General features: G+C 61.4%; 20 protein-coding genes and 1 pseudogene. 16 read left to right on the top strand and 5 right to left on the bottom strand.

Translation table 11 applies throughout. From position 1 onward, the window contains the following. Positions 1–215 precede the first annotated feature (215 nt). Entirely contained in the window at positions 216–863 is a 648-nt protein-coding gene (locus WCA85_RS21045) for a response regulator (protein WP_424066805.1), read from the top strand. A gap of 58 nt (positions 864–921) precedes the next feature. Here the strand turns inward: WCA85_RS21045 and motB are convergent, their stop codons facing one another. Together motB and WCA85_RS21035 are read right to left on the bottom strand one after the other, a co-directional pair. Next, positions 922–1,905: a flagellar motor protein MotB gene (motB, locus tag WCA85_RS21040; RefSeq protein WP_424066804.1), complete on the bottom strand. Its 984-nt coding sequence runs from the start codon at positions 1,903–1,905 to the stop codon at positions 922–924. Positions 1,906–1,975: 70 nt separating this feature from the next. Next, positions 1,976–2,293, bottom strand: a pseudogene (locus WCA85_RS21035) (motility-associated protein); the annotation flags it as partial. 400 nt (positions 2,294–2,693) lie between these two features. Between WCA85_RS21035 and WCA85_RS21030 the strand changes: the two are divergent. Both WCA85_RS21030 and WCA85_RS21025 read left to right on the top strand, forming a co-directional pair. Next, on the top strand, positions 2,694–3,206 hold the full coding sequence (locus WCA85_RS21030) for a universal stress protein (RefSeq protein WP_424066803.1): 513 nt from the start codon (positions 2,694–2,696) through the stop codon (positions 3,204–3,206). A gap of 444 nt (positions 3,207–3,650) precedes the next feature. Next, a complete protein-coding gene (locus tag WCA85_RS21025) occupies positions 3,651–4,403 on the top strand; it encodes a YoaK family protein (protein WP_424066802.1) in 753 nt (250 codons plus the stop codon). Positions 4,404–4,640: 237 nt separating this feature from the next. Here the strand turns inward: WCA85_RS21025 and WCA85_RS21020 are convergent, their stop codons facing one another. Continuing rightward, entirely contained in the window at positions 4,641–4,889 is a 249-nt protein-coding gene (locus WCA85_RS21020; protein WP_424066801.1) for a DUF3562 domain-containing protein, read from the bottom strand. Positions 4,890–5,633: 744 nt separating this feature from the next. On the opposite strand from WCA85_RS21020, the gene WCA85_RS21015 reads away from it, so the two are divergent. Genes WCA85_RS21015 through WCA85_RS20955 form a run of 13 tightly spaced genes read left to right on the top strand, consistent with a single transcriptional unit; the run spans position 5,634 to position 17,569 of the window. Continuing rightward, positions 5,634–7,424 (top strand): PHA/PHB synthase family protein, encoded by a 1,791-nt coding sequence (locus WCA85_RS21015; RefSeq protein ID WP_424066800.1) that lies wholly within the window; start codon positions 5,634–5,636, stop codon positions 7,422–7,424. 9 nt (positions 7,425–7,433) lie between these two features. Then, complete coding sequence (locus tag WCA85_RS21010; protein WP_424066799.1) at positions 7,434–8,837, top strand: bifunctional enoyl-CoA hydratase/phosphate acetyltransferase; 1,404 nt, start codon at positions 7,434–7,436, stop codon at positions 8,835–8,837. Next, complete coding sequence (locus tag WCA85_RS21005) at positions 8,834–10,027, top strand: acetate/propionate family kinase (protein WP_424066798.1); 1,194 nt, start codon at positions 8,834–8,836, stop codon at positions 10,025–10,027. Before WCA85_RS21010 ends, WCA85_RS21005 begins: the two co-directional genes overlap by 4 nt. An 8-nt stretch (positions 10,028–10,035) precedes the next feature. Next, entirely contained in the window at positions 10,036–10,797 is a 762-nt protein-coding gene (gene fabI, locus WCA85_RS21000) for an enoyl-ACP reductase FabI (protein ID WP_424066833.1), read from the top strand. After that, positions 10,794–12,317 (top strand): F0F1 ATP synthase subunit beta, encoded by a 1,524-nt coding sequence (atpD, locus tag WCA85_RS20995; RefSeq protein ID WP_424066797.1) that lies wholly within the window; start codon positions 10,794–10,796, stop codon positions 12,315–12,317. Before fabI ends, atpD begins: the two co-directional genes overlap by 4 nt. After that, positions 12,314–12,775: a F0F1 ATP synthase subunit epsilon gene (locus WCA85_RS20990; protein ID WP_424066796.1), complete on the top strand. Its 462-nt coding sequence runs from the start codon at positions 12,314–12,316 to the stop codon at positions 12,773–12,775. Before atpD ends, WCA85_RS20990 begins: the two co-directional genes overlap by 4 nt. Then, positions 12,772–13,161, top strand: a complete 390-nt coding sequence (locus tag WCA85_RS20985; protein WP_424066795.1) for an AtpZ/AtpI family protein — start codon at positions 12,772–12,774, stop codon at positions 13,159–13,161. The genes WCA85_RS20990 and WCA85_RS20985 overlap by 4 nt, the downstream gene beginning before the upstream one ends. A gap of 2 nt (positions 13,162–13,163) precedes the next feature. Beyond that, positions 13,164–13,451: an ATP synthase subunit I gene (locus tag WCA85_RS20980; RefSeq protein ID WP_424066794.1), complete on the top strand. Its 288-nt coding sequence runs from the start codon at positions 13,164–13,166 to the stop codon at positions 13,449–13,451. Further along, positions 13,448–14,146: a F0F1 ATP synthase subunit A gene (locus tag WCA85_RS20975; RefSeq protein WP_424066793.1), complete on the top strand. Its 699-nt coding sequence runs from the start codon at positions 13,448–13,450 to the stop codon at positions 14,144–14,146. The genes WCA85_RS20980 and WCA85_RS20975 overlap by 4 nt, the downstream gene beginning before the upstream one ends. Next, positions 14,143–14,391, top strand: coding sequence for a F0F1 ATP synthase subunit C (locus WCA85_RS20970; RefSeq protein ID WP_424066792.1), 249 nt, complete (start codon positions 14,143–14,145; stop codon positions 14,389–14,391). The genes WCA85_RS20975 and WCA85_RS20970 overlap by 4 nt, the downstream gene beginning before the upstream one ends. Positions 14,392–14,404: 13 nt before the next feature. Next, positions 14,405–15,154, top strand: a complete 750-nt coding sequence (locus tag WCA85_RS20965; protein WP_424066791.1) for a F0F1 ATP synthase subunit B — start codon at positions 14,405–14,407, stop codon at positions 15,152–15,154. After that, positions 15,135–16,688 carry a F0F1 ATP synthase subunit alpha gene (locus WCA85_RS20960; protein ID WP_424066790.1) on the top strand — a complete coding sequence of 518 codons (1,554 nt, stop codon included), beginning with the start codon at positions 15,135–15,137 and terminating at the stop codon, positions 16,686–16,688. The genes WCA85_RS20965 and WCA85_RS20960 overlap by 20 nt, the downstream gene beginning before the upstream one ends. Next, positions 16,685–17,569 carry a F0F1 ATP synthase subunit gamma gene (locus WCA85_RS20955; RefSeq protein WP_424066789.1) on the top strand — a complete coding sequence of 295 codons (885 nt, stop codon included), beginning with the start codon at positions 16,685–16,687 and terminating at the stop codon, positions 17,567–17,569. Before WCA85_RS20960 ends, WCA85_RS20955 begins: the two co-directional genes overlap by 4 nt. A gap of 206 nt (positions 17,570–17,775) precedes the next feature. Here WCA85_RS20955 and WCA85_RS20950 read toward each other — a convergent pair whose 3' ends face one another. Together WCA85_RS20950 and acs are read right to left on the bottom strand one after the other, a co-directional pair. After that, on the bottom strand, positions 17,776–18,375 hold the full coding sequence (locus WCA85_RS20950; RefSeq protein ID WP_424066788.1) for an acetate uptake transporter: 600 nt from the start codon (positions 18,373–18,375) through the stop codon (positions 17,776–17,778). Between the two features lie 79 nt (positions 18,376–18,454). Then, positions 18,455–20,007: acetate--CoA ligase (acs, locus tag WCA85_RS20945; protein WP_424066787.1), on the bottom strand; the 1,553-nt coding region annotated here is incomplete at its 5' end.

The raw sequence follows: 20,007 nt of genomic DNA, 5'->3' as shown, positions 1-20,007 counted from the left end.
GCAAAATATAAGATAACGCACGATGGCACCCTCTCATTAAGCCCGAAGCAATGATCTTTCACCGGCACTTCACCTCCATCACGCTCGCTTACGACGGACACCTTCGCAGAGGGCGCTCGCGGCAGCTCCGGAATCGTGTTACGCGGTTCAGCGCCATGCCCGAGCAGGCTTGCAAGTTCCCATTACGGACTGCTCACCCGCAAAAGGCCTAATCCATGATCAGGGTCCTGATCGCTGATGACCACACTCTGGTGCGCGACGGGCTGCGGCATATCCTGCAGTGTACGAGTGGGTTTGAAGTGACTGGCGAAGCCAGGGACGGCGCCAGCACGATGGCACTGGTGCGCTCCGCCGATGCCCATGTGCTGGTCCTCGACCTGTCGATGCCCGGGCGCAATGGCGTCGAACTTATCAAACAGATCAAGGACGAAAAGCCCGCCTTACGTATCCTCGTGCTGACGATGCACGCGGAGCAGCAATACGCAGTGCGGGCGTTCAAAGCCGGTGCCTCGGGTTACCTTACCAAAGAAAGCGCGAGCGCCGAACTCGTCGCCGCAGTCACCAAGGTCGCTTCCGGCGGAGTCTACGTCAGCGTCTCGATGGCCGAGCAATTCGCACAAAGCCTGAATGAGCCGGTTGGAACCCTGCCCCATCAACGCCTCTCTGACCGGGAGTTTGATGTATTCCGGCGCATCGCCGCCGGCGAAACCATCACGGAAATCGCCCAGCAGCTGTGTGTGAGTAGCAAGACTATCAGCACGTACAAGACACGGCTTCTCGAGAAAATGCAGATGCCCCACGAAGCCGCGCTTGTGCGCTATGCGATGCGTCATAAGCTGTTCGAAGACGATAACGAGATCTGAGCGTCACGGATTTACATGACTCGTGTACCAACGTGTAGTTGCCTGCGCACAATACACGTCAACGCACCGCGTACCCTGGAGCCGCCGGTGAGATCAACGCCGGGAAGACCCCGCTCGCAGCTTGAGCACCAGCCGCGGTCGTGCGGCCGCCATCCCGAAAGAACGCCTGCTCGGCTGCCTTGTTCAGGACGACGATACTGATACGGCGATTGGTCGGCTCGTCGGCGACGCTCCTGTTCAGCGGCAAAACATCGGCGAGCCCACGGATCTGCAGCAGCTTGTCTTCATGCAAACCACCCGCAACCAGCGCCCTTCGCGCTGCGTTTGCGCGGTCGCTTGACAGTTCCCAGTTCGAGTAGCCCGCAATACCCCCTTCGTATGGGAGGGCATCCGTGTGTCCAGCGACCCACACACGGTTGTCGATGTCGTTCAGCGCTGTGCCGATCTGGAACAGGATGGCCTGTGCGTAATCCGCCGGCTTCGAACTGCCCGACGAGAACATCGGACGCTTGAGAGAATCAACGATCTCGATACGCAGACCCTCATTTGTTATCGCAACTCGAATCTGATCCTGGTACGCGTGTAGCGTCGGGTTCTGGTCGATCAGCGCGGTCAGCCTCGCCTTCAGCTGTTCGATACGCCGCCTGTCGTCGCTTGTGTCGTCGCCGGCATGCCCTACCACAGTTGATGTCGGTTGCGTCTGACTCTGCCTGCCAACACCCTGAAGCGTCGAGCTGAGATCCCGACCGCCCGCCTGCACCACACCTGGCCGCGCGGACCCAGAGCCTTCTTTCCCGCCAAGCATTACTGACAATGGGGTATTGAAGTAGTCCTCAATGCCTTGCCTGTCGTACTTTGACGTTGAACCAAGCAGCCACATCAGCAGGAAAAATCCCATCATCGCAGTGACAAAATCCGCGTAAGCGATCTTCCAGGCGCCACCGTGGTGGCCATCATGTTCGCCTCCCTTCTTGACACGGCGCACGACAAGGCTGGGGGGCGTCAGCTTTTCCACGGATTCACCTGGTTTTTGTTGGGGCACGTCCGCACTCCGTCACGTGGTCTTGGGCATGCGCGTCGCGCGCACGGCTTCGTCAAGCTCGTGAAAGCCTTTGGTCCGGCGCGTTGACATCGGCTTCGATCGCCATCCAGCCTTCCTTGCGTATCTTCTGCAACAGTTCGTATAGCAGTGCGATTAGTTCGACATAGGTTTGCTTCGTGTAGCCACCACCTTTGAAACAGGTAGGCAGGCTCTTGATGGTCTTATTGATCGTCGTCACTAGGTTGCTCACGACGAACGCACCGATCGCCCCACCGAAAATGCATATCAGCTCAAATGGCTGTAATAACGCTGGGAGATGCCCTCCTTCGCCGACGAAGCTGCCTATGACTGCCCCGATAACGACGACCCACCCGATGACGACGAACATGCTTCCCCCAAAAGAATTGCTAATTTTGCTCGGCCTGTGCTGCCGGCTGTCGAGCAAGTTGACGTTGTGCTGCGTCAGTGTGTAACGACTCGCCAGGTCAGTTGCTGTAGCGGTTCATGTAGCCCTTCTTGATCCAGATCAAAATTTGATCGCAGCGCGCATCTGCCCATGCGTGAGCTCCACAAACCGTAGTGCTTGACCAAGGGTGCAGCGATGGGGCCCCATTCGCGTCGAAGCGCGTTTGATCTGGATCAAGCCGTACGCCAGTGCGACTCATAGACTGCAGATCACGGTCGTGACCGGCAATGGGGAACCGGGTGTGACACGCGCATTCCTGAAGTCCATACCTATCGCTGTTCTGATGGCGCGTTGACGTTTTATCTAATCGGCGAGGTCCGATATGTACCAGCACATTCTGGTTGCACTCGACGGCAGCGAGACATCCGCACGAGCTTTGGAAGCGGCATTGCGACTCGCTCGTGAGTCCGGCGCTGAACTACAGCCGTTGTATGTCGTCGATGTACCCGTCGTGGCCTATGACGCGCCCGGCTTCGATCCGGGGATCATCCGCGATGCGTTCATGGAAGACGGAAAAAAGTTGGCCGACGATGCCCTCTCGCGCATGCAGCACGACAACGTCCGCGGGACACCACGGATCGTCGAAACCAATCTCGCCAGGGACGATAGCGACATTGCGCACGCAATTCTGCATGCAGCGGCCGAATTTCGAGCGGATCTGGTCGTGATGGGAACCCACGGCCGCCGCGGCGTTCGCAGACTCATGCTCGGCAGCGTGGCGGAGCGCTTCCTGCACCTCGCGCAATGCCCGGTTCTGCTAATTCCAGAGCACGCCGCGCCAGACACAGGAGTCAGCGAGGGCGAGGTGCCCGTTCGGAAAAGAGCGTTTTCATAAGTTTCGAGACCCTGCAAGTGTGCTTCGACGACAGCGCTCGCACATCAACATCGCGAGTGCGCCAAGGCCGCGAGCGGTTGCTCGACAAGTGGATGTTTTGTGGATTTTGACGAATATGCCGCGGGTCGGACAAATCGACATGGCGCAGCATGTTTTGAACAGGCTCGGTGAAGTCGTTGCACGCATTGGCAGTCGGAGCGCCGAGGCATGCATCTGCGTGGAGTCTTCGACTCTTCAGATCTCTGAGGGATGCTTTGATGCCCGGATCCTCCATCATGAAAAACAGCTTTCAGGAGCCCCACCCGCTCAAACCTATTGTCGTTTAAGCGGGGATGTCAACGCGAATCCGTTCCGAAACGTCGCGCCGCAACGGGATGAATTCGTTCTCGCTACGACACTGGGACAGGCGACTGCCGACACAACGAACCGACTCTTTGCCTTGACATGCCCATCAATTATTTTCGCGGCCTCACCAGCCCACAACGCTCCGATCAAGCCAATCGCCACCTCGGACGCTCATTGGCCTTCACCGCCGGGGCGATCAACGCCGGAGGCTTTCTCGCGGTCGGCCAGTACACCTCCCATATGTCCGGTGTGGTCGCCTCGATGTCCGATAACCTCGCGCTTGGAGAAGCCGGATTGGTGGTGTCGGGACTTAGCTCCCTCCTGGCGTTTCTCGCCGGCGCGGGCACATCGGCTGTGCTGATCAACTGGGGACGCCGTCGTGGCGCTCAGAGCGAGTATGCAATGCCTTTATTATTAGAAGCGGTGCTATTGCTATGTTTCGGATTCCTTGGCTCGAAAGCGGGAAATCACCGCTTTTTTTTTGTACCTGCGACAGCCGCCTTGCTATGCTTTCTCATGGGCCTGCAGAACGCGATCATCACGAAGATATCGAAAGCGGAGATCCGCACGACGCATATGACCGGTCTCGTCACCGACATGGGTATCGAACTTGGCAAGCTGCTTTACTGGAACGTCCACGCCCGAAGTCTGGGGGCAGTTGACGTAAAGGCGGATCGACCAAAGCTTGCACTGCTGGCATCGTTGCTCGGCGTGTTTCTAATTGGCGGGTTGATCGGCGCGTTGGGTTTCAAACATGTTGGTTTCGTTTCGGCGATACCACTTGCGGTGATGCTGATGGTGCTAGCGGCCGTGCCGCTGGCGGATGATCTGGTCAGTCAGCGGTCGCCATGAGTGCATAGACTATGACTGCCCCCATAACGACGACCCACCCGATGACGACGAACATGCTTCCCCCAAAAGAACTACCAAGTTCGCTCGGTTTTTGCTGCCGGTTGCCGAACGCGCTGACGTTGTGCTGCGTCAGCGTGTAACGACTCACCTGGTCCGTTGCTGTAGCGGGTCATATAGCTTTTCTTGATCCAGATCAAAATTAGATCGCAGCGCGAATCTGGCAGGATACCGAAGGCCTTAAGGTGCCTTGAGGGAGCAACCCGGCGCATGAGCGGAAACGCCCCTGCCCGGACGGGCGCGGGAGACCCTCTGTCTTACCTTGTCACTCACTCGCTTCATCGCGAGTACCTGAATGAAATCAAATACTCGCGCGTCGGCGGACAGACGGCTGACTTCATCGCCGACCATGCTCGCCAGATGGTCTTCGCTCAACTCTGTGCCTCGAGCCATCTCGAGCAGCGAAACCAATGATTTATCGCGGGGCATGGCTGGACTCCGGGGAAGCACGACTGGGCGCGTGCATGACTAGCTTCAGTGCTCGATTCAATCTCAACGCTCGGGCCCCGCGTTGACCTGAGTCAACGGTGGTGGCCCCGCTCTCACACGATGACATGACGATCCGGCAACGATCAGTTCGTGCGTCGTCATTTCATCTTGTGTTGAAAATCCACCCATGCAGGCGACCTCAAATGAAATCGCCGTGTCATACCGTGCTATGGAATATCAGCGCACACCAACTCGAAGGACATGTGAGAACCCGCGACAAACTGCGTTTCTCGCCGTGAGGGCCGTTAGCGGATGTCGTGTAGCAACGGCCACGCCGTGGATCAAATCAACCGACCTGCATCATCTGCAATTCAATGGGAAATTGAAGGTGGCTTTTGACCTCCCTGACGCCAGACAATGTCTCAGCCACGACAAAAGTTCGCGTGCGTCGACACCCTGTAATCCGAGCCGTTTGACGATATCGCTCATTTTCTGAAATGTCGTGATTTAGTTCACCGGTGATCGCAATTACTTTAGGAGCGAAGCGGCATCCGGCTTTGACGTAGATCACGGTTACGGCGCAGAGCGAGATTCGCGCGCCCACGGTAAGCCGCTGCGCGGCGCCAGCCGAACGTGACTGCATTGACTCAGATCAAGCATGACGGGCACCCGAACGCTACAGTCGTCAGATGAGGCTCCTGTTCTATCGTAAGTCAAGCGCGTTAAAACCCTGAGGAACCTGAGATGGACACTCTTTCCAAGCCAACCATCGCTGCAAATAGCTCGCGCACGGATGGTCCTATGGTCTCCACTGCGAGTGACCCCTTTCGCGCGCTAGACCATGCGAAAGAAGCGATGACCGCCCGCGTTACGGGAGGGCTGTCACCCGCGTCGCTACAGGCAGCGCTCTCCGACTGGCTCATTCATCTCGCGGCGGCGCCTGGCAAGCAGCTGGAACTCGCCTCGCTTTGCGCCCAGAACGCCAGACGCATTACCGACTATCTGGCTCATACAGCGCTCGGCTACTACGCACAGCCCTTGGCGGAGCCTTCCGCAGGCGACAGTCGCTTTCTCGCCGCGTCATGGCAGACCGAACCTTACCGGTTCTTGCAACAGTCCTTTCTGTTGACCGAACAATGGTGGAGCGCTGCAACTTGTGACGTGCCGGGCACGACGCGCCATCATGATGACGTAGTGTCGTTCAGCGCGCGCCAGTTACTCGATATGGTGGCGCCGACAAATTTCCCATTCACCAATCCCGAGGTCACGCAGCGCGCCGCCGCGACGCTCGGCACGAGCCTTGTCGAAGGGTTGCGCAACGGGCTCGACGATGCGTGCCGGCAAGCGCGCGGCCAATCGCCGGCAGGAGTCGACCAGTTCAAGGTCGGCGTCAATCTCGCCGTCACCCCCGGCAAGGTCGTGTTTCGCAATCATCTGATCGAGCTTATCCAGTACAGTCCGGCCACCGGTAAGGTGCTGGCGGAGCCTGTCCTGATCGTGCCGGCGTGGATCATGAAGTACTACATCCTCGATCTCTCGCCGCACAATTCGCTGATCCGCTATCTGGTCGAACAGGGGCACACGGTGTTCTGCATCTCCTGGCGTAACGTGGATGCCGCAGACCGCGAACTCAGCCTCGAAGATTACCGGCAGCTGGGCGTGATGGCGGCGCTCGACACGGTCACGCAGATCGTTCCTGATCACAAGATTCACGCGACCGGCTATTGCCTCGGCGGGACCCTCCTGTCCATTGCCGCCGCGGCCATGGCGGGTTCTGGCGACGACCGGCTCGCCTCGGTCACATTGTTTGCCGCGCAAACGGACTTCACCGAGCCAGGCGAATTGCAGCTTTTCATCGACGACAGCGAAGTCAATTTCCTTGAAAGCATGATGTGGTCGCAGGGCTATCTGGCGGCCAACCAGATGTCGGGCGCTTTCCAGCTGCTTCAATCGAACGACCTGATCTGGTCCCGCGTGGTTCACGACTACCTGCTCGGCGAGCGCGCACCCATGATCGACCTGATGGCATGGAACGCCGATGCCACCCGTATGCCGTACCGGATGCATTCGGAGTATTTGCGGCACCTGTTCCTTGACAACGACCTGGCATGCGGCCGGTATCAGGTCAACAATCGTCCGGTGTCGATCCGTAACATTCGAGCACCGCTTTTCGTAGTTTCGACGGAGCGCGATCATATTGCGCCGTGGCAGTCGGTTTACAAGATCCACAACCTGTCCGATACCGAGATCACATTTGTCCTGACCAACGGCGGCCACAATGCCGGGATCGTCAGCGAGCCGGGGCATGCTCACCGCTACTTCAGGATCTACCGTACCGCCGCGGACGATCTGCGCGTCAGTCCTGACGAATGGCTCGCTGCGGCCGACTCACATGAAGGTTCGTGGTGGCCCGCATGGACCGACTGGCTCAAGACGCACTCGAGCCCGAAACGCATCGTCCCTCCCCTTGCAGCGCCCAGCCCGCAGCGTGCGGCGCTCGGCGATGCTCCCGGCAGCTACGTGTTCCAGCACTGAGGGGCTCCCATGGAAGACATTCTGCTGCGCAATCGCACCTTCGACCAGCTTGAGATCGGCGAGTCGGCTTCGCTCGTCCGGTTGGCCGAACAGAAGGACATCGACCTTTTTGCCGCGATGTCGGGCGATGTCAATCCGGCCCATACCGACGCCGCCTTTGCATCGGGGGATCTGTTTGGGCACATCGTCGTGCAGGGTATGTGGACGGCCAGTCTCATCTCCGCCGTGCTCGGCACGAAACTGCCAGGTCCGGGCACCATTTACCTCGACCAGGACCTGCAGTTCAAGCGTCCCGTTGCACCCGGCGATGTCATCACCACCACGGTTACCGTCAAGGAGAAACGCGCCGACAAGCATGTCGTCCTGCTCAATACATGTTGCACCAATCAGAAGGGGCAGATGGTGCTGCTCGGCACCGCCACCGTGATCGCACCCGATACGCCGGTCGCCTGGCCACAGACGGTCCGTCCAGACATTGCCGTGCGTCGTCACGACCGCTATGAGGCATTTATCCGCGCCGCCCGTTCGAGTGCTCCACTGCGCACAGCGATCGTGCATCCGTGTTCGGTGGATGCGATCAAGGCAGCTATCGAGGCCCGCGACGAAGGCTTGCTCGATCCGTTGCTGATCGGACCGGAAGCGAAGATCCGCGCCGCTGCCGAGGCCGCCCATGTCAGCATCGACGGCGTCACGATCGAAGCCGTCGAGCACAGCCATGCCGCCGCTGCCCGCGCAGTCGAACTGGGCGCAGCCGGCAAGGTGGACGCGCTGATGAAAGGCAGTCTTCATACCGACGAACTGCTATCCGCAGTCGTTGCGTCATCTTCGAACCTGCGCACCGAGCGAAGGATCAGCCATATCTACGCGATGGACGTGCCAGCCTATTCGAAGCCGCTGATCGTCACGGATGCGGCCGTCAATATCGCACCGTCGCTTGAACACAAGCGCGATATCTGTCAGAACGCCATCGATCTTCTACATGTGCTAGGCGTTGACCTGCCACGCGTGGCCGCGCTGGCCGCCGAGGAAACGGTCAACCCCAGAATGCAGACGACGCTCGACGCCGCCGCGCTCAGCGTGATGGCCTTGCGCGGGCAAATTACCGGCGCGCTTTTCGACGGACCACTCGCTTTTGACAATGCAATCAGTCCGGCAGCAGCGCGAACCAAAGGTATTGCATCGCCTGTGGCCGGCCAGGCGGACATCTTGCTTGTTCCCGATCTGGAAGCCGGCAACATGCTGGCCAAGCAGTTGATGTACTTCGCTGGCGCCGACGCGGCGGGCCTCGTGCTGGGTGCGCGTATTCCGATCATCCTGACCAGCCGCGCTGATAGCCTGCGCGTGCGTCTGGCTTCCGCCGCCCTCGCCAAGCTGGTGGCTGCACATCATCCACAAGGGTTTGCCCGATCATGAGCACCCCACTGCTGCTTACATTCAACCCAGGCTCGTCAACGATCAAGATCGGGCTGTTTAGCGTTATCGCTGGCGAAGCCGTGAGGGTCGGTCAAGGCAAGATCGATTTTCGCCATCAACCCTTGCAGTTCCATCTTACGAATAACGGCAAAACGCTCGAAATTCCCCTGAAAGCGGCTGTCACTGAAGATCTGCACGACGTGCTTGACGAGACGCTGGGATGGTTCGCCAACCACTTCGCGCTCGGCGATCTCGTTTCGGTGGGCCATCGCGTCGTACACGGAGGCGATCGCTTCGCCGGGCCCGTTGCAATCGACAGCGACGTGCTTGCCGCCATCGCCGGACTTGTGCCGCTCGCACCGTTGCATCAACCGCAGAGTGTCCGGCTCATCCGCGCAATCCGGCATCTGCGGCCCCATCTCGTTCAGTCGGCTTCGTTCGATACCGCCTTCCACCGAACGCAGACGGATCTGGTGCGCCGCTTTGCGATTCCGCGCGAACTCTTCAACAAGGGCATCAAGCGTTACGGCTTTCATGGCCTGTCCTATCAGTTCGTGATCAGGCAGCTCGCTAGTCAGTTCCCTCAACTCGCCCGCGGCAGGGTCGTCGCGGCGCATCTGGGCAGCGGCGCGAGCCTTTGCGCCTTCGATGCCGGCAAGAGTTGCGACACGAGCATGGGATTTTCGACGCTCGACGGCATTCCGATGGCCACCCGGTGCGGCGCACTCGACGCCGGTGTCGTGCTGCACCTGCTTGAACAACAGGGTCTCAGCGCTAAAGAGGTCGAAAAAATGCTGTACGAAAAGTCCGGCTTGCTCGGCGTCTCGGGCATCAGCGCAGACAGCCGTGAACTGCAGACCAGCGATCGGCCCGAGGCGCAGGAAGCGTTGGCGCTTTTCACGTTTCGTATTGCGGGCGAGACTACGCGGCTCGCAACCAGCCTCGGAGGCATGGATTGCCTCGTGTTCACGGCGGGAATCGGCGAACACCAGCCGCAGACGCGCAGCGCCGTCTGCGAGCGGCTCAAGTGGCTGGGCGTCGAACTCGATCCGCAGGCTAACGACGGCAATACGCGCGTCATCAGCAGCGCTCGCAGCCGCGTGGCCGTGCTGGTGCTGCCGACCGACGAAGAACAGATCATTGCCGACGAGGCGGTTTCAGTCCTCCATCAAGGAGAGCCGAAAAAATGAACGCGATCATCGATCTGGCGGGCAAGCGTGGACTGGTCATCGGGATTGCCAACGAGCACAGCATCGCCACGGGCTGCGCCGCCCTGTTTCGCGCGGCCGGCGCGGAGCTGGCGGTCACGTTCCTGAACGACAAGGCTGAGCCGTTCGTGCGTCCGGTCGCACAGGCGCTCGGCTCGGGCATCGTTTTACCTTGCGACGTACGCATTCCTGGCCAAATGGAAGCGGTATTCGAGCGGATCACAAAAGACTGGGGACGGCTCGACTTCCTGCTCCATTCAATCGCGTTTGCACCGGCCGACGATCTGCACGCAAGCCTGGTTGACTGCTCGGCCGAAGGCTTTGCGCTCGCAATGGATGTCTCGTGCCACTCGTTCATCCGCATGGCGAGGCTGGCGCTGCCGCTCATGACCGACGGCGGCAGTCTGATGACAGTGAGCTTCTACGGTGCCGAGCGGGCAGTCGAACACTACAACGTCATGGGGCCGGTAAAGGCAGCGCTCGAGTCGAGCGTGCGCTATCTCGCTGCGGACCTGGCCCCGCGCCGTATCCATGTCCACGCTATCTCGGCCGGCGCAGTGAAGACGCGTGCCGCATCCGGCATTGACCACTTCGATGCGCTGCTTGACGACGTTCGCGCCCACACACCGGCGCAGCATCTCGTCACGATCGAAGAAATCGGCCGCATCGCCACCGTCCTCGCAAGCGACGTCGGTATGACGCTGACGGGTTCGACGATCTATGCCGATGCGGGCTTCCACGTGATGGCATGACCATGATGGACGAATCCGCCACCGCACCTTCCCTGGATCGGGAATCTCACACACCGCCCCACTCGGAGGCGCAGTCACCACTCGGACGCGTCGTTGCCGCGCGAGGCGCCGTAGTCGATGTGAGTTTCGATGGTGCCACACTACCTCTCATCGAGGAATCACTCGCGATCCTTGCCGATCAGGGGCCACCGATCATCGCTGAGGTACAGGCCCACGTGGACGTAAGCACGGTGCGCGCGCTCGCGCTGCAATCCACCAATGGATTGCGGCGAGGCACGCCTGTGCAGGCCTGCGGCGGACCCATTCAGGTTCCAGTAGGCGAAGCAATTCTCGGGCGCCTGATCAACGTAACCGGCATACCCGGCGATCGCGGCGGTCCATTGCCTGCCGACGTGCCGCGCCGCCCAATCCATCGCGCAGCGCCCCCGCTTGCCTCACAAGGGGCCGCCACCCAGATCTTTTCGACGGGAGTCAAGGTCATCGATCTGCTGACACCCCTGGCGCAGGGCGGCAAGGCTGCGATGTTCGGCGGCGCGGGCGTCGGCAAGACCGTGCTGGTGATGGAACTCATCCATGCGATGGTCGAGCGCTACCAGGGCATCTCCGTCTTCGCAGGGGTCGGCGAACGCTCGCGCGAAGGCCATGAGATGCTGCTGGACATGCACAGCTCCGGCGTCCTGTCGCGCACCGTGCTGGTGTATGGCCAAATGAACGAACCGCCCGGCGCGCGCTGGCGCGTACCGCTCACAGCGCTAACGGTGGCGGAGTACTTCCGCGATGAGCGCCATCAGAATGTCCTGCTGCTGATGGATAACGTGTTTCGCTTTGTCCAGGCGGGTGCGGAAGTGTCGGGACTGCTCGGCCGTCTGCCCTCGCGAGTCGGCTACCAGCCGACCCTCGCAAGCGAAGTCGCCGCCTTGCAGGAACGTATCGTATCGGTGGGCGACGTCGCGGTAACGGCGATCGAGGCGGTATACGTGCCTGCAGATGACTTCACCGACCCCGCGGTCACGACCATCGCCGCTCACGTGGACAGCATGGTGGTGCTCTCGCGCGCGATGGCTGCCGAAGGCATGTACCCGGCCATCGATCCGATTGCCTCCTCCTCGATCCTGCTCGACCCGCTCGTCGTCGGCGCCACGCATGCCGCAGTCGCCACCGAAGTGCGGCGGACCATTGAGCATTACCGCGAGTTGCAGGATGTCATTTCGCTGTTGGGAGTCGAGGAACTGGGTGCCGACGACAGGCGCATCGTCGGCCGCGCCCGCCGCCTGCAGCGTTTTTTGACCCAGCCGTTCGCCGTTACGGAAGCGTTCACTGGTGTCCCTGGACGCTCCGTCACGCTGGCGGACACGCTCGCCGGCTGCAAGGCGATCCTGTCAGGCGACTGCGATACCTGGCAGGAGAGTTCGCTATACATGGTCGGTACGCTCGAAGAAGCGCGCGAGCGGGAACAATCCTCGCACGGCGCCGCGCTGGCGCCCGCCACCACGCGCGCGCCGCGGAGCACAGGACCATGACGGCCTCACTCCATCTGACAATCGCCACGCCAGCTTGCGTCCTTGTCGACAGTCAGGACATCGTGGCACTTCGCGCCGAAGACGAAACCGGCAGCTTTGGCATCCTCCCCGGACACACGGATTTCCTGACTGTGTTGACGCCGTGCGTACTTCGCTGGCATGGCGCAGATAACGTATGCCATTTCTGTGCGGTTGAAGAAGGCGTTCTGAGGGTCTCAGGCGGAGCCAGCGTCACGATCGCCTGCCGTGATGGTGTGCTCGGCGACGCGCTTGACGCACTCGAAGCGCAGACCCGGACGGCCCGCGCACGGCGCCTCGATGTGCTGCGCCAGGCACGCGTCGAGCAAACCCGTCTACACGCGCAAGCTGTTCGCCAGTTGCTGCGTTATTTGCGCCCGGTCGCCCCTGGTGTCGATGGGCGGCTCGACGGCCGTGAAGGTGGAGAGGTCGCCTCATGAGCCGCGATCCAGGCGACCCGGAGGACCGGAACCCCGCCGATAAAGCGACGGGCAGTGCCCCCGGTTCGAGCCGCTCATCAGTAGACGGCGCTGCCACCGGGCCTGCCGCGGCCGATCGCGTGGAACATGCTGCCCGGCAAGCCGCGCAGCGCGAACGCGCGGGACGAGAGGAACCCGAGCCTTCGCTCGGCGCCCGCTTGGGCCAGATAGGCATTCTCGGCTGGACGATCGTGGTGCCAACTCTGCTCGGTCTCGTACTCGGACATTGGCTCGACCGTTATTTCGGAACCCGGGTCTTCTTTTCCGCACCGCTGCTGATGGTCGGCGCAGGTGTCGGCCTTTGGTCGGCGTGGAAATGGATGCATCGGCAAACCCAGAGGAAATGACCATGACGCCCAACTTCCTGCTAACCACTGAGGGCGCTCAGGCCGCGATCGGCCTCTTCGTCGGCATACTCGCGGGACTCGTCCATTTCACGACGTTGCGATGGAATGTCCGGTTGCTGAGCACAGGCTCCTCAGCCAAGGCGATCGCGTTGCAAATCGCGCGCCTTGGCGCCATCGCCGCCATCTTCTTCGTGCTGGCTCGCACCGGAGCCTGGGCGCTACTTGGTGGCGCTGGCGGTGTGCTGTTCGCCCGCCACGCCGTGATACGTCGCGTCAGGAGTGCGTCATGATGCACTCTCCACTTGCGACTGAACCGCTCTTTCATGTCGGCGCCGTACCGATCTCGGCAGCGGTGGTCACGACATGGGTAATCATTGCGCTGCTGTGGACAACCTGTGCGCTACTCACGCGCCGACTTTCGTTGATACCGTCGAAAGCGCAAACGGTGTTGGAACTGCTCGTCAGCACAATAGACAGCCAGATCCGTGACACCATGCAGACCGAACCCCGCGATTATCGCGCGCTGATCGGCACGCTCTTTCTTCTCATCCTGGTCAGCAACTGGTCGTCACTGCTACCCGGCGTCGAACCGCCCACCGCGCACGTTGAGACCGATGCCGCGCTGGCGCTGATCGTGTTCTGCGCGACGATGTTCTATGGCGTGCGCACCCGGGGCGTGCGCGGCTATCTCGCGACATTCGCGCAACCGACGTGGGTCATGATCCCGCTCAACGTGGTGGAGCAGATCACGCGTACCTTTTCGCTGGTAGTACGTCTGTTCGGCAACGTCATGAGCGGCGTATTCGTCGTCGGCATCGTGCTTTCGCTCGCGGGCCTGCTCGTGCCCATTCCGCTTATGGCTCTGGATCTGCTGACCGGTGCAGTGCAAGCCTATATCTTTACCGTACTGGCGATGGTATTTATCGGCGCCGCGCTCGCCGAAGGTTCCTCCGCATCCTCCGACACGCAACAAGGCACCTCATGAACAATCTCATCCAGATCGTCAGTATTATTGCAGCGGCGCTCGCCGTATCGTTTGGTGCAATTGGACCGGCGCTCGCCGAAGGCCGCGCGGTCGCCGCGGCGATGGACGCGCTCGCGCGCCAGCCTGAGTCGGCGGGCACGATCTCGCGCACACTGTTCGTCGGTCTCGCGATGATCGAAACAATGGCCATTTATTGCCTTGTGATCGCGCTGCTGGTGCTGTTCGCCAATCCGTTCATCAAGTAGGTCTGAGGCTGCCATGCACATCGACTGGTGGACGCTCGGACTACAGACAATCAATGCACTGGTGCTTGTCTGGCTGCTTGCGCACTTTCTCTTCAAGCCTGTTGCCAATATCGTCACCGAGCGTCAGCGGGTCGCTGCCGCGCTGATGAACGATGCGGCGGCGGCCAAAGACGTCGCGCTGAACGATCAGAAGCAGGCCGCCGCGGAACTCGCCGGACTCGCCCAGCAGCATGCGCAACTGCTCGCTGCGGCGAGTACCGAAGCTGCCGCGTTAAAGGCGTCGCTCGAACAGGCGGCGCACGCTGATGCAGACCGGCTTCGGGCCGCCGCCCAGGCCGAAATCGATACCATGCGCCGGGATGCGGCCCAGGCTGATGCGGATCGGGCCACACGCTTTGCACTCGATATCGCGGCAAGACTACTCGACCGCTTGCCCCAGCAAGCGCGCGTTGCGGGCTTCATCGAAGGTCTGGCCGGGGAACTGGCGAAGCTGTCGCCCGACGCCCAGGCGCAACTGGCTACCGACGGTGGGGCACTGCGGCTGATCGCGCCACGCAGCTTGCAGCCGGATGAAATCGACGCTTGCCGGATAGCATTGGCCCGCGTATTGGGCCGCGAGCCACCGCTACAGGTCACGGTGGATGCAAGCGTGCTCGCCGGCCTCGAACTGGAAGCGCCCCATGCGATCGTGCGCAACAGTTTGCGCAACGATCTGAGTCACCTCAAGACGGAGCTGCTCGCTCATGACGCAATCCGTGCCTGATCCCGCCGAGGACGCGTGGCTGGTCCGCAGCCGAACGACGCTGGCCCATACCCAGCTGGCTCCACAGGCGGAGACGGTCGGCCGGGTCGAGCACGTGGCTGACGGCATCGCCCTGATCTCCGGCTTGCCGGACGTTCGCCTGAACGAACTGCTGCGTTTCGAAGGAGACCGGCTCGGCTTCGCGCTCACGCTTGATCCCGATACGATTGGCGCCGTGTTGCTCGACGATAGCGATGCCATCGCCGCCGGAAGCCGGGTCAGCAGTACGGGCCAAGTGGTGGAAGTGCCGGTGGGCGAAGGTCTGCTCGGCCGGATCGTCGATCCGCTCGGCCGGCCTCTCGACCGCGACGAGCCCGTGCCGGCCGAAGCACACATGCCGATCGAGCGGCCCGCCCCAGCGATCATCGAGCGCGATCTCGTCACTCAACCAGTGGCAACCGGGATCTTGCTGATTGATGCATTGTTCGCAATCGGACGCGGACAACGCGAGCTGATCATCGGCGATCGGGCCACGGGCAAGACATCCATTGCACTCGACACGATCGTCAACCAGAAGGATTCGGATGTGATCTGCGTGTATGTCGCAATCGGCCAGCGAGCCACGGCAGTCCAACGCGCTATCGACGCCGTGCGGCGCCACGGCGCGCCCGAGCGCTGCGTCTTCGTGGTCGCCTCGGCGGCGGCCTCACCCGGTTTGCAATGGATCGCGCCATTCGCCGGCGTCACGATCGCTGAGTACTTTCGTGATCGCGGCCAGCACGCGCTCATCGTGATCGACGACCTGACCCGGCATGCCGCCACGCATCGTGAACTCGCGCTGCTCACTCGAGAGCCCCCTGGCCGTGAAGCCTATCCCGGCGACATCTTCTATGTGCATGCACGGCTGCTTGAGCGTGCGGCGAAGCTCTCCAGCGAGTTGGGCGGCGGCTCGCTGACCGCATTGCCGATTGCCGAGACCGATGCGGGCAATCTGTCCGCGTATATCCCGACCAACCTGATCTCCATCACCGACGGGCAAATCGTGCTGGACTCAGGGCTCTTCGCGGCAAACCAGCGACCTGCAGTGGACGTGGGTCTAAGCGTAAGCCGGGTCGGCGGCAAGGCACAGATCGCCACGTTGCGTACGGTCTCGGGGCGTCTGCGGCTCGACTATTCGCAGTTCCTGGAACTCGAGATGTTCACCCGCTTCGGCGGTCTTACCGATGCTCGCGTGAAGGCACAAGTAACGCGTGGCGAGCGCATCCGCGCACTCATCACGCAGCCTCGCTTCGCGCCGCTACGGCCTGTCGACGAGATCGCACTGTTGGCCGCTCTTGCCGACGGGGTCTTCGATGCGCAACCCATCGAATGCATCGCGGCGGTGCGCGCCCGTCTTCGCACGCATCTGGATTCAAACGGTGGCGCGCAGGCCGCCGCTGCCCTCGCCGCCTCCGGCAGGCTTGATGCCGCGACGCAAGCGGCACTCGTGGCGGCTGTGCGCGAACTCGCACTGCAGCTCGCCATATCACCGCCAGCTGAGGCAACGTCGCCATGAGCAACCGGCTCGCCGACGTCCAGGCTCGCATTGCGACCGTTCACGAGCTCGAGTCCGTGGTGAACGCCATGCGCGGCATTGCAGCAGCGCGGGCGCGGGAAGCGCGCAGCCGGCTGGACGGTATTCGTGCATGCGCCGACATGATCGGAGCCGCAATCGGCGACGCGCTGATGCTGGATGATCGCAACGCCCAACTGGCCTCCGCCCGGACCGAGGAAGGTGCCGGTACACACCTGGTGCTCGTGCTATGCGCTGAACAGGGCTTCGTCGGCTCGTTCACCGAGCACATGATCGAGGCAGCGGCACAGGTGCCGCACGCGGGCGTCATGGATTACTTTGTGATCGGCGACAGGGGTGTCGTAATCGCGCAAGAACATGGACTGTCGGTGGGTTGGTCCGCACCAATGGTCGCCCATAGCGATGAAGTCGCGGCGCTCGCCGACCGCATTACCGAAGCCTTGTATGAACGTCTGGAAGCCGGCCGCGCAACACGCGTCACCGTGTTGCATGCCGTGCCGCAACTTGCCACCACAATCGAAATCGTCCAGAAATCGCTACTGCCCTTCGACTTCGCACGCTTCGCCGTGTCGGCGCGGCATATTGCGCCACTTGTCACGCTGGCCCCGCAACGATTGATGGTCAGGCTCGCCGAAGAGTATGTTTTCGCACAGTTATGCGAAGCGATCATGCTTTCGTTTGCAGCAGAAAACGAGGCGCGCATGGCTGCGATGATCGCCACGCACGCCAATGTTCACGACAAGCTCGATCAGTTGGTCGGCGACTCCCGCCGCCTTCGACAGGACGAGATCACTGCCGAAATTGTCGAACTCACATCCGGCAGCCTGGCCTCCGGCGGCTCCGCTTACAACTCTTGCAATTAACGCCAACCATAGTAAACGACTTTGAAAGAGGCCCAAGCAGATATTCGATTGCCCGCCGGCATCGTTCACAAAGTCCAACGCTGCCCGTTCGTTGATTCGCATCAATCCCTTAGCCTGCGCTGGTCACCGCTTTCCTCTCCTCGCGCGGCTATGCCTGAAGCTCCTGCAAGGGAATACTCCGGCCCAAATCCTGAGGTTGAACGTAGTCACGAGAGCGCCACCTTTTGCCTGAAAAGCCGCGCTTCGCCGACTGGCAGAACGACGCGCCCGTAGGTCTCATTCAGCATTAGCGCAGCGGACAGATAGAACGCGAGAATCGCAGTCACCAGACCGCCATATCCACCAGCAGTGTGCAATGCAATTGAGCCCGTCCAGTCGCCGGCGGCTAGCAGAAAGAACGTGATCCAAAGCGCCAGAAAGATGGATTGGAGCGCACGTGGCGAGCGGAAAGTCGCGAACCACATATACAGCGTGAAGACGCCCCATAGGAACAGATACCAGCCGACGAACGCCGGTTGCACCTTGCCATGCAAAAACAGAACGAAAAGCGCGAATGACCACCAGAACGCGCCGTAACTCAGAAACGCCGTCGCACCAAAGGTATTGCCCCGCGGAAGCTCCATCACTCCCGCGATCGCCTGCACGGTGCCGCCATAGGCGAGTGCACAGCCCAGCACGAGTCCGATGGAATCGGTGGAAAACCAGCCTGCGTTGATCATGCTTAGCAGCCAGGTTGTCAATGCGAAGCCTGCCAGCCCAAGTGGGGCGGGATTCGGGAATTTGCTTTGCGCTGCAGGGGTGCTCATGGTGTGTCTCCTGTCATTCAAAGGTCGCGGCATAACAGGTATCCGACGGAGATACCGGGTGCGTAATCGCCGTGTTGGGTTAGCTAGCTTCGCCAAGTTGGTCGAGGATGGCCGGGTTCTCGAGCGTGGACACGTCCTGCGTGATCTCCTCACCCTTTGCGAGCGAGCGCAACAGCCGGCGCATGATCTTGCCCGACCGTGTCTTCGGCAGATTCTCGCCAAACCGGATGTCCTTCGGCTTGGCGATGGGTCCAATTTCCTTGCCCACCCATGCACGCAATTCGTTGGCAATCTTCACCGCCTCCGCGCCGTTCGGGCGTGCACCCTTGAGTACGACGAACGCGCAGACGGCCTCTCCCGTGAGTTCATCCGGCCGGCTGACTACGGCTGCCTCCGCTACCAGCGGATTTGCTACCAGCGCCGATTCGATCTCCATAGTACCGAGCCGGTGACCCGACACGTTGAGCACGTCGTCAATGCGACCGGTGATCGTGAAGTAGCCGGTTTGCTTGTCGCGCACCGCGCCGTCGCCGGCGAGGTAGAGCTTGCCGCCGAGTTCTTCAGGGAAGTAGCCCTTTTTGAAACGCTCCGGATTGCCCCATATCGTCCGGATCATCGACGGCCAGGGCCGCTTGATGACAAGAATGCCACCCTGCCCGTTGGGTTCGTCACGGCCAGTCTCATCCACGATTGCTGCCATGATGCCCGGCAACGGCAACGTGCACGATCCCGGCACCAGGGGCGTCGCCCCCGGCAGCGGTGTGATCATGTGGCCGCCGGTTTCGGTCTGCCACCACGTATCGACGATCGGGCAACGGCCGCCGCCCACGTTCTCGTGGTACCAGAGCCATGTATCCGGATTAATCGGTTCTCCTACCGTCCCGAGGATGCGCAGTGAAGACAAGTCATAGTTCCGTGGATGCGCCTCGGGGTCCCCTTCAGTCGCCTTGATCAGCGAACGGATCGCGGTGGGCGCCGTGTAGAACAGCGTCACCTTGTGCTTTGCGATCATGTCCCAGAAGCGGCCCGCGTTCGGATACGTCGGCACACCTTCGAACACGACCTGGGTGCCACCCAATAGGAGGGGTCCGTATGCGATATAGCTGTGGCCGGTGATCCAGCCGATGTCGGCGGTACACCAGAACACGTCGGTCGGCTTCCAGTCGAAGGTCCACTTCAGCGTCTGCGCAGCCCACAGCAGATAACCGCCAGTGCTGTGCTGCACGCCTTTTGGTGTGCCGGTCGAGCCCGATGTATAGAGGATGAATAGCGGGTGCTCCGCGCCCACCCACTCCGGCGCACATTGATCCGACTCGGCCTTGGCGAGCTCGTGCATCCACAGGTCGCGGCCTTCCTGCCACGCCACCTTGCCGCCGGTGCGCTGATAGACGATCACGCTCTTGACCGCTTCGCAGCCACCCATCGCCAGCGCTTCGTCGGCGATGTTTTTCAGCGGCAACGCTTTGCCGCCGCGCATCTGTTCGTCCGAGGTGACGAGCGCGACCGCGCCCACATCGACCAGGCGTTCGTTGAGCGACTTCGACGAGAAGCCGCCGAACACGACCGAATGCGTCGCGCCGATCCGCGCACAGGCCTGCATCGCGACGATGCCTTCCACCGACATCGGCATAT

It is taken from the genome of Paraburkholderia sp., from assembly GCF_049581445.1.
GTDB lineage: Bacteria > Pseudomonadota > Gammaproteobacteria > Burkholderiales > Burkholderiaceae > Paraburkholderia.
Note: the sequence above shows the minus strand (reverse complement) of the source record. Positions and strands in the feature narration are given on the sequence as shown.